The 12,465-nt window shown below is 71.7% G+C and carries 12 protein-coding genes; 7 read left to right on the top strand and 5 right to left on the bottom strand.

The annotated features are described in order from the left end of the window. The first annotated feature begins 29 nt into the window (after window positions 1-29). Window positions 30-407: a hypothetical protein gene (locus tag BLT28_RS17965; protein ID WP_156050964.1), complete on the top strand. Its 378-nt coding sequence runs from the start codon at window positions 30-32 to the stop codon at window positions 405-407. A 7-nt stretch (window positions 408-414) separates the two neighbouring features. On the opposite strand, the gene BLT28_RS17960 is transcribed toward BLT28_RS17965, so the two are convergent. Next, a complete protein-coding gene (locus BLT28_RS17960; protein ID WP_030429763.1) occupies window positions 415-3,489 on the bottom strand; it encodes a BTAD domain-containing putative transcriptional regulator in 3,075 nt (1,024 codons plus the stop codon). A gap of 110 nt (window positions 3,490-3,599) precedes the next feature. Between BLT28_RS17960 and BLT28_RS17955 the strand changes: the two genes are divergently transcribed. Further along, window positions 3,600-4,466, top strand: a complete 867-nt coding sequence (locus BLT28_RS17955; protein ID WP_030429762.1) for an NAD(P)-dependent oxidoreductase — start codon at window positions 3,600-3,602, stop codon at window positions 4,464-4,466. Window positions 4,467-4,485: 19 nt separating this feature from the next. Here the strand turns inward: BLT28_RS17955 and BLT28_RS17950 are convergent, their stop codons facing one another. The 3 genes from BLT28_RS17950 to BLT28_RS17940 all read right to left on the bottom strand — a co-directional run bounded on the left by BLT28_RS17950 (window position 4,486) and on the right by BLT28_RS17940 (window position 6,954). Beyond that, the gene (locus BLT28_RS17950) at window positions 4,486-4,758 is read right to left on the bottom strand and encodes a hypothetical protein (protein WP_030429761.1); all 273 of its coding nucleotides are present in this window, start codon (window positions 4,756-4,758) and stop codon (window positions 4,486-4,488) included. A gap of 66 nt (window positions 4,759-4,824) precedes the next feature. Next, the gene (locus tag BLT28_RS17945; protein ID WP_030429760.1) at window positions 4,825-5,445 is read right to left on the bottom strand and encodes a YigZ family protein; all 621 of its coding nucleotides are present in this window, start codon (window positions 5,443-5,445) and stop codon (window positions 4,825-4,827) included. Between the two features lie 9 nt (window positions 5,446-5,454). After that, complete coding sequence (locus tag BLT28_RS17940; RefSeq protein WP_156050962.1) at window positions 5,455-6,954, bottom strand: GGDEF domain-containing protein; 1,500 nt, start codon at window positions 6,952-6,954, stop codon at window positions 5,455-5,457. Window positions 6,955-7,194: 240 nt separating this feature from the next. On the opposite strand from BLT28_RS17940, the gene BLT28_RS17935 reads away from it, so the two are divergent. Further along, complete coding sequence (locus BLT28_RS17935; protein ID WP_030429758.1) at window positions 7,195-8,463, top strand: pyridoxal phosphate-dependent aminotransferase; 1,269 nt, start codon at window positions 7,195-7,197, stop codon at window positions 8,461-8,463. A 16-nt stretch (window positions 8,464-8,479) separates the two neighbouring features. On the opposite strand, the gene BLT28_RS17930 is transcribed toward BLT28_RS17935, so the two are convergent. Next, the gene (locus BLT28_RS17930) at window positions 8,480-9,124 is read right to left on the bottom strand and encodes a GOLPH3/VPS74 family protein (protein WP_030429757.1); all 645 of its coding nucleotides are present in this window, start codon (window positions 9,122-9,124) and stop codon (window positions 8,480-8,482) included. A 90-nt stretch (window positions 9,125-9,214) separates the two neighbouring features. On the opposite strand from BLT28_RS17930, the gene BLT28_RS17925 reads away from it, so the two are divergent. The 4 genes from BLT28_RS17925 to BLT28_RS17910 are packed head-to-tail and all read left to right on the top strand — an operon-like array spanning window position 9,215 to window position 12,455. Further along, the gene (locus BLT28_RS17925) at window positions 9,215-9,940 is read left to right on the top strand and encodes a response regulator transcription factor (protein WP_043811597.1); all 726 of its coding nucleotides are present in this window, start codon (window positions 9,215-9,217) and stop codon (window positions 9,938-9,940) included. After that, window positions 9,937-11,388, top strand: coding sequence for a sensor histidine kinase (locus BLT28_RS17920; protein ID WP_030429755.1), 1,452 nt, complete (start codon window positions 9,937-9,939; stop codon window positions 11,386-11,388). Before BLT28_RS17925 ends, BLT28_RS17920 begins: the two co-directional genes overlap by 4 nt. 50 nt (window positions 11,389-11,438) lie before the next feature. Beyond that, complete coding sequence (locus tag BLT28_RS17915) at window positions 11,439-11,903, top strand: excisionase family DNA-binding protein (protein ID WP_030429754.1); 465 nt, start codon at window positions 11,439-11,441, stop codon at window positions 11,901-11,903. Window positions 11,904-11,906: 3 nt separating this feature from the next. After that, window positions 11,907-12,455, top strand: coding sequence for a PIN domain-containing protein (locus BLT28_RS17910; RefSeq protein WP_030429753.1), 549 nt, complete (start codon window positions 11,907-11,909; stop codon window positions 12,453-12,455). Window positions 12,456-12,465 lie beyond the last annotated feature (10 nt).

The raw sequence follows: 12,465 nt of genomic DNA, 5'->3' as shown, positions 1-12,465 counted from the left end.
CTTTAACCGGCTCGGCGGTGGAGGCGAAGATGCTCAGGCAGCGTGCTCGGTCAGACCAGGACCACGGTGAGTCCGACGCCGCCCCGGCAGGCTTCGAGGAGGTGTCGGCCGAGCGGCGCCTGCAGGGTTCCGTCTGGGAGCTGACCGGTCGCCTCCTGTTCCAGCGCGGTGAGTACGCGCGGTCCGAACACGCCTACAAGTGTTATCTGGACATCGCCGAGGAACTCTCGACCGCACCCGCCGTCGTCACGCTGCCGCTGGCCCGCCAGGGCGAACCGCGATGCGAGGCCGAGGCCCTGGTGCGGCTGATCGCCTTCGCGGAGTCCCACGGCGACACCGCGAGGGCGCGCCCCCACCTGGAGCGCCTGCTGGAGGTGTACAAGGCGCGATCAACGGCTCGCTGTTAGCCGAGTGCTAGGCGTCGAATCCGAGATCAGCCAACGACGCCCCCTTTCCCCACTCGAAATCCGCCGCGTACCCGGGCCCGACCGCCGCCGAGATCCGATCCACGTCTCCGCGCTCCGCCGCGGGCAACGGCATTCCGACGGAGCGCCGCGCGGCATCGGCCGCACCGAGCAGGCGAGCTGCCCGCGAAAGCTCCCCGGCGAGCGCGTGCACGCCCGCCAGTCCCTCCAGGGCCAGCGCGATCGCGCGCGGGTCACCGGTCCGCCGAGCCAACGCGAGCCCTTGCTCGTGCAACCGCCGCGCCGATGAAGCATTGCCGCGTTGCTCTTCGATGAAGCCGAGTTCGGCCAAGGCCAGAGCGCCCGCCTCCTGGTAGCCGACGTCGCGGTGCCAGGCGAGGACGCGGTGCAGGTGCTCCTCGGCCTCGTCGAAGTCGCCCTCGCGGCGGGCGCCGAGGGCGAGGCCGGTCACGGCGTACATCTCCGCGGGCGGGAAGTTCTGTTCGACGCCGAGGCGCCGCGCGCGCTCGTGGAAGTCCCGTGCCCGGACGAAGTCCTTGGTGAGCAACGCGATCCGACCGAGCCAGGACAGTTGGTAGGACGCCTCCGGCCACAGGCTCAGCTCCTCGGCCATGCGGAGGCCTTCGCGGTGCAGGGCGGCGGCGCGCTCGTAGTCCCCGGAGATCTCGGCGAGGGTGCCGAGGGTGAACGACGCCTGGAGCTGCCCCCAGCGGTCACCGAGGTCGGCGAACATCCGGGCGATGCGGTTCGCGAGCTCCTTGGCGTCGGCGAACTCGCCCTTGTGCATCTGCTGGCTGACGCGGTCGGTGGTCGCGGCGGCGATGCCCCACTGGTCGCCGGTCTCCTCGAACCGCTTGAGCGCCAACAGGGTCATCCGTTCGCCGGTCTGCATGTCGCCCACGGTGGACATGCAGTAGCCGAGGAACCACAGCGCCCGCGAGTCCTCCAGCTCTTCCGCCGCGTCGAGAACGCCGAGGTCCGGGCGCTGCCCTTCCAGCACGGCGATCCCGGTCAGCCACGCCCGCGTCGCGGGCGAGCCACCCGCCAGGCGCAGCGACCTGCTCGCCTCGCCGAGCCTCCCGCGGAGGAACCAGTACCACGACAGCGCGGTGACGAGGCGCTGGGCGAGGCCGGAATCTCCTTGCTGCACAGCGGTTTCCAGGGCCGCGCGCATGTTGGGGGTCTCCGCGTCGAGCAGGTCGAGCCACTGGCGCTGGTCGTGCCCGTTCAGCCGCGGGGCGGCGCGTTCGGCGAGATCGACGTAGTAGTGGGCGTGACGCAGGCGCAGCTCGTCGAACTCACCCGCCTCGTGGACGCGCTCCAGGGCGTAGGCGGCGACGGATTCGAGCAGGCGGTAGCGCGGCTCGGCGCCGCCGCGGGTCTGTGACACCACGAGGGACCGGTCCACCAGGCCGGACAACAGCTCCAGCACATCGGCGCCGTCACCGGAGACCGCCTCGGCCGCCTCCAGCGAGCAGCTCTCGGCGTGGATCGCCAGCCGCCGCAGCAGGACCCGCTCCGGCTCGCCCAGCAGCTCCCAGCTCCAGTCGATCATCGCGCGCAGCGTGCGCTGCCGGGCCGGCGCGTCCCTCGGGCCCCCGGCGAGCAGGCGGAACCGGTCACCGAGACGGTTGAGCAGCTGGTGCACCCCGAGCACCCGGACCTTGGTCGCGGCGAGCTCCAGGGCGAGCGGGATGCCGTCCAGCCTCCGGCAGATCTCGGCCACCACCGGCGCCGTGTCCTCGTCGACCGTGATCCCCGCGCGGGTCTCGAACAACCGGATCGCGCTGAACTCGCGCGCGGCGGCGAGGTCGCTGGAGCGGCCCGGCACCTCCAGCGGCGGGACCGGCCACAGCACCTCCCCGGACAGGCCCAGCGGCTCCTGGCTGGTCGCGAGGACGCGCACCCCGGGCGCCCGGCGCAGCACCCGCCCCATCACGTCGGCGATCTGGCCGACCAGGTGCTCGCAGTTGTCGGCGATGAGCAGGATCTCCTTGTGCCGCAACGCCTCGGCCAGCCGGTCCGGCAGGTCGGGACGCGGACCGGGCGTCGGCTCCTCCCGGACGCCGAGCGTCGCCGCGATCGCCGCGACGACCCACTCGTCGGGCGGGCACGCCGCCTGGCGGTCCATGCCCGCGAACTCCAGCAGCCAGACGCCGTCGGCGAAGGAGTCCCCCAGCCGGCGCGCGACCTCGACCCCGAGGCGGGTCTTGCCGACACCGCCCGGCCCGATCAGCGTCACCAGCCGCGACTCACCGAGCCGCGCCCGCACCGCGCGCACCGCCTCGTCCCGGCCGATCAGCTCGCCGATCGCCGCGGGCAGGTTGCTCTTCGGCGGGGAGAGGCCCGGCGCCTGTTCCAGGACGGCCTGGTGCAGCGCGGCGAGCTCCGGGCCGGGGTCGAGGCCGAGCTCGTCGGCCAGCCGGTCGCGCAGCTCGGTGTAACCGGCCAGCGCCTCGCTCTGCCTGCCCGCGCGGTACAGCGCGCGGATGTGCAGTGCCCGCAACCGTTCCCGCAGCGGGTGTCGCGCGACCAGACCGCCGAGTTCGCCGATGACCGCGCCGTGCTCCCCGAGGGCCAGCCGGGCGTCGGCCCAGTCCTCCTGCGCGGCGAGGCGTTCCTCCTCCAGTCGCTGGATCGACGGCGCGGCAAAGGGTTCGTCGGCGAAGTCGGCCAGCGCCGGACCGCGCCAGAGCGCGAGCGCCGAGGCGAACAACTCGGCCCGCTCCCGCGGGTCACCGGCGGCCCGGGCTCGCGCGGTCAGCGCGCGGAACTCCTCGACGTCGACGGATCCGGCCCTGATCCGGTACCCCGGGGCCGCGCGGAGGACGACGTCCCGGCCGAGCGTCCCGCGCAGCTGGGAAACCTTGGTCTGCAACGCGTTCAGCGGGTTGCCGGGCTGGCGCTCGCCCCACAGGTCCTCGACCAGCCGGTCCGCCGAGACCACGCGGCCCTCGTGGACGAGCAGCGCCGCCAGCAGCGCGCGCACCTTCGGCTCGGGCACCCGCACGGGATGTCCGTCGGAGGTCCACACGGCCAGCGGCCCCAGCAGTCCGAATCGCACGTCACGAAACTAGCCCGAGCCACCGACAGCGAACCGTGCGAGAACCGTGCGCGGCGCCGGGCAGAGTCGTTCTCGACCCCGAAAACACACTCTGAACAGGCAGGACAAACATGAGCAAGATCGGCGTGACCCTGATCGGACTCGGGCCGATGGGCCAGGCGATGGTCCGCAAGCTGCTCGCCAACGACCACGCCGTGACCGTGTGGAACCGCACCGCGAGCCGGGCCGACGCGCTCGTCGCCGAGGGCGCGACCCGGGCCGCGGACGTCGGCGCCGCCCTCGCGGCGAACAACGTGGTCATCCTGAGCCTCACCGACTACCAGGCCATGTACGACATCCTCGGCACCGCGACGGACGCGCTCGCCGGCAAGGTCGTCGTCAACCTCAGCTCGGACACGCCCGCCAGGACCCGCGAGGCGGCCACCTGGCTGGCCGGGCACGGCGCCGAGCTGCTGACCGGCGGCGTCATGGTGCCGGCGGAGCTGGTCGGCGAGGAGGGCGCGTACGTCTTCTACAGCGGTTCCCGCGCGATCTTCGACAAGTACGCGCCGGTGCTGGGCGTCATCGGGCGACCGGACTACGTCGGCGAGGACATCGCGCTGGCCCAGCTGTACTACCAGGCGCAGCTGGACATCTTCCTGACCTCGCTGTCGGCCTACCTGCACGCGACCGCGCTGCTGAACTCCGCGGGCGTGTCCGCGGAGAGCTTCCGGCCCTACGCCGAGGACAACTTCCGCAGCATGGGCATGTACCTGGGGGAGGCCGCCAAGCAGATCGACACGGGCAAGCACCCCGGCGACCTGGCCAGCGTGGTCATGATGGGCGCGACCGCCGACCACATCGTCGGCGCCAGCGAGGACGCCGGGATCGACACCGGCCTGCCGCTCGCGGTCAAGGCGCACTACGACCGCGCGATCGAGGCCGGTCACGGCGCGGACAGCTGGACCAGCCTGATCGAACGGATCAAGCGGCCCTGATGCTGTCCACTGTGGACGCTCAGCTGCGGTCGTGGCTCGCCGTGGCCAGCCGCAGCAGGGCGACCAGCGCCCCCGGCCCGGCCACCAGCAGCGCCATGTTCAGCATGCTGCGGTCGTTGTCGTCATCGCGCTGACGCATCCCGGCCTCGGTGAACTCGAAGAAGGTGTAGGCGATCGCGGTCACCGAGACCCCGAGCACCAGCAGCAGGAGTGTCCGGCGGACCTGGGGATTGGGCACGGGGGCCAGTGCGATGAGCACCCAGAGCAACGTGAACAGGAACAGGCCGGACATACGCGCCTCCCTCGTACGTCAGCTAAGGAAGACGATGACACAACGAGGGGGGCGCGTCAGCCGGTCTCATCCATTCGTCAGATCGACTTCGACGTACCCTGAACCGTCCACTGTGTACTCGGCCTGCCCCGCGGTCAGTCCGGCCAGCCACTCGCCGAACTCCGCGAGGGCGTTCTCCTCGACGCTGATCCGGAACCGCACCTCGGCTCCGTACTCGGCGCCGGCGAGCCGGAACCGCGAGTTCCGCAGCTCGTTGTCCAGCTTTCCCGCGCGCAGGTAGTCCACCACCGTGGAGACCAGCAGCACCGGCCGCCGCTCGACCACGCCCAGCAGGTCCACCGCCTCGGCGACCACACCGCCGTAGGCCCTGATCAGCCCACCGGCGCCGAGCTTCACGCCGCCGTAGTAGCGGCTGACCACCGCGACCACGCCGGTCAGCTCGCGCCTGCGCAGGACCTCCAGCATCGGCACGCCCGCGGTTCCGGCGGGCTCCCCGTCATCGCTGGAGCGCTGCGCGTCGTCCAGGACGTAGGCGGAGCAGTGGTGCCCGGCGTTGACGTGCGCCCGGCGACGGGAGCGGATGAACTCGCGCGCCTCGTCCTCGTGCTCGACCCTGGCAAGCGCGCAGAGGAAGCGCGACTTCTTGATCTCCAGCTCGTGTTCGCCGGACCGCTTTATGGTGCGCACCGGGAAACACTAGGCGGGGTGCAGGGCGAGCGTGCCCTTGCCGCGCCGCTTGGCCGTGTACATGGCGGAGTCCGCGCGGGCCAGCAGCTCCTCGGCGGTCAGCGCGGGATCGTCCGGGCTCAGCTCCGCGAGGCCGATGCTGGCGCGCACCACGTGTTCGCGCCCGTCCACCAGGTACGGCTGCTGCATGCCTTCCAGGACCGCGGTGCCGATCTGTTCCGGGGTCTTGCCGTTCTGGTGCAACAGGATTCCGAACTCGTCGCCGCCGAGCCGGGCCACCAGGTCGGTGCTGGGCAGCAGCTCGCGCAGGCGTGCGGAGATCGCCTGCAGCAGCGCGTCGCCGGTCGCGTGCCCGTACTGGTCGTTGACCTTCTTGAAGTCGTCGAAGTCGATGAACAGCACCAGCAACGGCGGTGCGCTCGCCGAGTTGTCCTCCACCGCGCGGCGCAGCGTCTCCTGGAACAGCGCGCGGTTGGCCAGACCGGTGAGCGAGTCGTGGTAGGCCTGGTACTCCAGCTCGCGCTGGCTGGCGCGCAGGCGGCCGAGCAGCCACAGGTTGTCGGCGATCGCGATCAACTGCCTGCCGACGACCGCGGCGACGAGGCCGAAGCCGAGGTAGATCTCCAGCGGTTCGATCTGCGTGCCGTCGGTGGTGCGGAAACCGAGGAACAGCGCGGCGATCGGCAGCGGCACGTACGGGACGGCCAGGTGCAGCCAGTGGTCGGAGCGCCTGCGCCTGCCGGGGGCCGGGCGGCCGGGCGGTGCCACGGCGGTGAGCAGGAACAGCGCGTTGCCCGTCATGTAGCCGATGTCGATGACCGGCGGGATGTGCTTGACACCGCTGAGGACCAGGCTCGTGGTGATCGTCGCGGAGGCGGCGTGCGCGAGGAAGCCGAGCACCAGCAGGCCGAGCGCCGGCTGCCGCCACAGCCCGCGCACCCCGGAGACGATCACCGCGATCACCGCGACGAGCACGTAGGAGATGGGGTGCATCAGCTGGAGCACGAGGTTGCCGCCCGCTCCCGCCGAGGACGAGCGGTTGGTCAGCTTCAGCATCAGCCCGGCGTGGCCGACCAGGAGCACCGAGCTCGCGATGATCACCACGTCCAGCAGCAGCACCACCCGGGCCCGCTTCGGCCGGGCCGCGGGCCGCTGCTCCTCGCCGACCACGTCCAGGTCGATCAGGCTGATCACAGTGATCAGGGCGAACACCGGCACCATGAAGTAGGCGACGTTGCCCAGGGTGCTCGCGGGCAGCGGAAGACCGCTGATCAGCTTGATCCAGATCCACACGCCGAGGCCGAGCCCCATGCAGCAGGCCGTCGCCGCCATCCACAGCCGCCAGCCGCGGTCCGCCCCGGTCCGGCGGCGCGCCCCGATCAGCAGGGTCACCACCGTGACCACGCTGAAGAGCACCTGCAGCGTCTTGTCGGCCAGCACGGTGCCCGGATTGCCCAGCGCCTCGGTGATGACCACCACCGAGGCGGCCACCAGAACCAGGGACACCACGACGGCCACTGCGCGACATGACCGCCACTGCGTCCCACGAGCTGGTGACATCGTCGTTGACCTGCCAATACGCCGGATTCAGCACACCCTATGACGACCGGATGGCGGTGTCGACGGCTGACACCTGGCCGAACGGTCAGATTTTTCGATGCCTCCGCGCCGACCGTCCATCCGGGCTCCATCACCGATCCATCGCGCTTCGGCACCCTCCGGCCCCACCCGAAGAGCCTGGAGGCTGTCATGATCACTGAGTCCACCCTGCGCACGCTGCTCGACGGCGACGCCGCTCCGTGCGCCATGCCGGATGTGCTGCTGCTGCGCGAGTACTTGCACCGGGGTCTGCCCTACGGCGATCCGATCTGTCTGAGCTTCGGCGAGACCTGGGACCGGGTGCCGCCCGCGCTCGCCGCCCGCCTCGCGGAGACACCGGTCAACGCGCACGGCTACCAGCTCTCGCTCTACGGCCTGCCCAGGCTGCGCACCGCCCTGCGGGAGCACCTCGCGACCGGTCACGGGCTCACCGGAGGGGACTGGGAGGTCGCGGTTTCCTGGACCGGGACGCGGCACGCGATGTTCGACTTCGGCCGCCTCGTCCGCGACGGTGCTGGGCCGGGCACGCCGGTGGTGCTCGCCGCCGGGCCGAGCTGGGACTACTCCGGGGTGTTCTCCCCGCTCGGGTTCGCGGTGCGCTACCTCCCGCTGCGCCCGGAGCACGGATTCCAGCCACAGCAAGAGGATCTGGCCGAGGCCGTGGCGAAGGTGCTTGCCACGCCAGGGGAACGCCTGGCCATGGTCGTGATCAACGCGCAGCACAACCCCACCGCGGTGAACTGGTCAGAGGAGTTCGTCGCCGCGATGGTGGACGCGGCTGTCGAACACGACGCGGCGATCCTGGTCGACGACGCGTACTTCGGGGTCTGCGACGCCGGTGTCGATGCCACCTCCGCGCTGCGCGTGGTGGTCGAGCGGGCGCCGCGGGTGCCGTGGCTCGCGGTGCGGTCCATGGGCAAGCAGTTCGGGTGCAACGGCTGGGGCATCGGCTCGATGGTGGCCGCGCCGGACGTGCTCGCCGAGCTGATCAACCGGTACCGGCTGCACCACGGGCTGATGCACGCGGGACCGGCGCAGCACGCCATGGCGGACTGGCTGGAGTCGGCGGAGAGCACTGACTTCCTCACGGCGCAGAGCTTCGAGGTCGCCGACATCCGCCAGGCCACCGTGCAGGCGTGCGTGGAGCAGCTCGGCCATCCCGGCAGCGCCGTGCACGCGGGGGAGTGCACGCCGTACGTGCTGATCGAGGTGCCGCCCGCCTACGAGCCCGAGCAGTACCGCGCCGAGTGCTTCGAGCGGACCGGCGTCCTCGTGGCGCCCGTGTGGCCGTGGCCCTACCCCGGGCCGGAGTCCGGCGCGACGCCGCTGCCCTACCTGCGCCTCTACATCGCGGCCGGGGAGAAGGACGTCGTCGAGGCCACGCGCCGCATGGCCGACGCGGGCCTGACCTACCGGTAGCACGGGACCCGGGTGCTCAGTCGCCGTCGCCGCTGGCCGAGCCCCCGTTCTGCGCCTGCAGGGCCTTGCGCAGGGCGGTGGGCACCGGGCCGACCCGCGCGCTCAGCTCGGCGAGGCGCCCGCGGTAGGCCCGGCGGTCCGCGCGGCTGACCACCGTGCGCAGCTTCGCCGCGGCGGCGAGGCACACCACGGCGGCGTCGCGGAGGTCGACCTCGGCCACCGGCCAGGCGCCGCGCAGCGCCTCGGAGGCCAGGCTCGCGATGTGCGTCGCCTCGCCGGGATCGACCAATGTGATCTTGGTGGTGCGGAAGAGTCCGAGCCCCCGGCGGCGGGTCACCCGGATGTGCCCCGAGGCGACGAGGGCCTCCCGCACGGCCGCCACCGTGGTCCTGGGCCGGTAGGTGATCCAGTACTGCCACGACCGCGCCTTCGCGGAGCCGACCAGCGCCAGCACCTGGTCCAGCACCGGGTCACCGCTGGCCGTCGCGGCGACCGCGTGCGCCTTGCCCCGGACATCGGCCAGCCCGCCGCCGAGGTGCAGCTCCGCCAGCGCCGCCGCGCGCAGCAGCGGGGCCAGCGCGGCGCCTCCGGTCAGCCGCCCGCGGTCCTGGTCGTAGGCGAGCAGGAACAGCCGGGCCGGGAGCGAGTCAGGCGGGTGCACACCCCCGATGGTGGCACCGGAACGGCGGTTGATCCGCCCGGCTCAGCGTGTTCCCAGCAAACTCTCAGCCTGGGCCGAGATGCTGGCGCGGTGAACATCGATGAGCCGCGCTCGGCCAAGGTGCTGGTGGTCGACGACGAGCCGAACATCCTGGAACTGCTCTCGGCGACGCTGCGGCTGAGCGGTTTCGAGGTCGGTGTCGCGGAGACGGGCGCGGCCGCGGTGAGCGCTGCCAAGCAGTTCCAGCCGGACATCGTGGTGCTCGACGTGATGCTGCCCGACCTGGACGGGTTCACCGTCGCCCGGCAGCTGCGCTCGGAGCAGGAGCGGCTGCCGGTGCTGTTCCTGACCGCCCGGGACAGCGTGCAGGACCGCATCGCCGGGCTGACCGCGGGCGGCGACGACTACGTGACCAAGCCGTTCAGCCTGGAGGAGGTCGTGCTGCGGCTGCGCGCGATCCTGCGCCGCACCCGCCCGCCGGGTTCGGCGGCCGTCGACGACGGCGTGCTCAGCTACGCCGACCTGGAGCTGGACGAGGAGGGGCACGAGGTGCGCAGGGCGGGCGAGCCGGTCCCGCTGTCGCCGACCGAGTTCAACCTGCTGCGCTACCTGCTGATCAACGCTGAGAAGGTGGTCAGCAAGGAGCAGATCCTGGACCGGGTGTGGGACTACAACTTCGACGGCAGCAGCCGCATCGTCGAGTCCTACATCAGCTACCTGCGCCGCAAGATCGACCGGCGGGAGCCCGCGCTGATCCACACCATCCGCGGCGTCGGCTACACCCTGCGGATGCCCAGGGGCAGGGGCCGGTCGTGACGCGCAGGCCGTGGACCCTGCGGACCCGCCTGGTGGCGACGCTGGTGGCGCTGTGCGCGACCGGTCTGACGGTGGTCGGCGCGCTGAGCCTGGTGTGGCTGGACCTGTCCCTGGTCTCGCGCATCGACGAGCAGCTGAAGGTCACGTCCGGGCGGATGCGCGACGGGTACGGCGGGCCGCCCGGGGGTGGCAAGTTCAACCGCGGTGAGCAGCAGCTGCCGACCGACTTCCGGCTGGTCGCCTTCAGCCACAGCGGGGTGGAGACCTACCGGGGCGGCTCCTCGGCGGAGTTCCCCAACATGCCGATGCTGCGGTACGAGATCCTCAGGTCGCGCGTCAACCGGACCTTCACCGTGCCCGACAGCGACGGCGGCAGCGACTGGCGGGTCCGGGTGGTCGTCGGCGACGCCGGGCGGCTGGTCGCGGTGGCGATGTGGCTGAAGACCAGGGACGAGACGGTCGCCGAGCTGCTGGGCGTCGAGGTGGTGGTGGGGCTGCTGATCCTGGTCGGCCTCGCCGTGCTGGCCACCTACCTGGTGCGGATCGGCCTGCGCCCGCTGACCAGGATCGAGGGGACGGCGGAGGCGATCGCGGCCGGGCAGATCGACCGCAGGGTGCCCGACGCCGACCCCCGCACCGAGACCGGCAGGCTCGCCCAGTCCCTCAACGTGATGCTCGGCCGCATCTCCTCGGCGCTGCGCGAGCGCGAGCACTCCGAGCGGCGCCTGCGGCAGTTCGTCGCCGACGCCTCGCACGAGCTGCGCACCCCGCTGACCTCGATCCGCGGCTTCGCCGAGCTCTACCGCAGGGGCGGCGCCCCCGAGAAGTCCGATGTGGACAGACTGATGTCGCGGATCGAGGACGAGTCGCAGCGGATGGGCGGCCTGGTCGAGGACCTGCTGCTGCTGGCCCGCCTCGACGAGCAGCGCGCGCTGGACCTCACCGAGGTCGATCTGCTCGTCCCGGTCAACGACGTGGTGCACGACGCCCGCGTGCGCGACCAGGAGCGCTCCATCACCCTGTCCGCGCCGGACGGCCCGGTCCGGGTGATCGCCGACGAGGCGCGGCTGCGCCAGGTGGTGACCAACCTGGTCACCAACGCGATCACGCACACCCCGCCCGGCAGCCCGGTCCGGGTCACCGTGCGGTACCGGCCGGTCGACGAGCCCGCCCGCGTCGTGGCCTGGTCCGGCACCGACCTGCCGGTGGCCGCCGCGTACGCGCTGGTGGAGGTCGCCGACACCGGCGCGGGCATCGATCCCGAGCACGCGCAGCGGGTGTTCGACCGCTTCTACCGCACCGACTCCGCCCGCACCCGGGCGCGCGGCGGCGCCGGGCTCGGCCTGGCGATCAGCGCGGCGATCGTGGCGGCGCACAACGGCCGCATCGAGCTGGACACCGAACCCGGCCGGGGCACCACGACCCGCATCGTCCTCCCGCCTGCCTGACCGGGGATGGTTGCGAATATTGCGGATAATGCGGTTGGAGGAGGTGGGGTATGTCCAGAACCGGGGAAGCGGGCAAGGTCGCTCCGGGCGTGGTCGACCGCGAGGTGGCCGCCCGCGCACTTCGACGCGTGAAGGACTACCTGATCAGCGACCGCGCCGAGGCCGACGAGCTGGAGATCCTGGTCGAGGGTGGTCCCGGGGTCGCGCTCGTGCTGCCGCGACCGGCGGTCGAGATGTTCGCGCACGTGCTCGCGGCGATGGCCAACGGCCAGGGTGTGCAGATCATGCCGCTGCACGCGGAACTCACCACGCAACAGGCGGCCGACCAGCTCAACGTCTCTCGTCCGTACCTGATCGGCCTGCTGGAGCGGGGTGAGATCCCGTTCCGGCTCGTCGGCAGGCACCGGCGGATCCGCTTCGACGACCTCGTGGACTACCAGCGCCGCGACGACCTCCGCCGCAAGGACGCGATCGACGAGCTGACGCGTCTCGATCAGGAACTGGGATCGGACTGACACATGCCCTTCGTCGTCTACGACGCTTGTTCGTTGTACGGCAACACATCCCGCAATCTTCTGATCAGGCTCGCGGGTGCTCGTCCGGTGCAGGCGAAGTGGACCGAGCGGATTCTCGACGAGATGTGCGCGGCCATCGCGAAGCGGCGGGGCGCCGCCGAGGAGACCCTCCTGCGCCTGCGCGGACTGATGAACAAGACGATCCCGGACTGCCTCGTCAACGGCTACGAACCGCTCGTCGGCGGCCTTGATCTGCCCGACCCCGACGATCGGCACGTCCTGGCCGCGGCGATCAAGGTGGGGGCGCAGGTGATCGTCACGGACAACGTTCGGGACTTTCCGGCCGACTACTTGGCGCAGTGGGACATCGAGGCGAAGACCCCGGATGATTTCGTCCTCGATCTGATCGGCATCAACGACCGCGTCGTGTACGCCTGCGTGCAACAGATCGTGGACGAGCGCGTGAACCCGCCCGAGACCTTCGACGAGGTCCTCGGCCAGTTGGAACGCTGCGGTCTCATCGAGTCCGCAGCGTTGCTCCGGCTGGGGTGACGCGCAGCCG

It is taken from the genome of Allokutzneria albata, assembly GCF_900103775.1.
In the GTDB taxonomy this organism is placed as follows: Bacteria; Actinomycetota; Actinomycetes; order Mycobacteriales; family Pseudonocardiaceae; genus Allokutzneria; species Allokutzneria albata.
Note: the sequence above shows the minus strand (reverse complement) of the source record. Positions and strands in the feature narration are given on the sequence as shown.

Coding starts and splice junctions, on each gene's coding strand:
- BLT28_RS17950 (WP_030429761.1), bottom strand. CDS start 4,758: ATGTCCGGCCTGTTCCTGTTCACGTTGCTCTGGGTGCTCATCGCACTG.
- BLT28_RS17935 (WP_030429758.1), top strand. CDS start 7,195: ATGATCACTGAGTCCACCCTGCGCACGCTGCTCGACGGCGACGCCGCT.
- BLT28_RS17915 (WP_030429754.1), top strand. CDS start 11,439: ATGTCCAGAACCGGGGAAGCGGGCAAGGTCGCTCCGGGCGTGGTCGAC.
- BLT28_RS17965 (WP_156050964.1), top strand. CDS start 30: ATGCTCAGGCAGCGTGCTCGGTCAGACCAGGACCACGGTGAGTCCGAC.
- BLT28_RS17955 (WP_030429762.1), top strand. CDS start 3,600: ATGAGCAAGATCGGCGTGACCCTGATCGGACTCGGGCCGATGGGCCAG.
- BLT28_RS17910 (WP_030429753.1), top strand. CDS start 11,907: ATGCCCTTCGTCGTCTACGACGCTTGTTCGTTGTACGGCAACACATCC.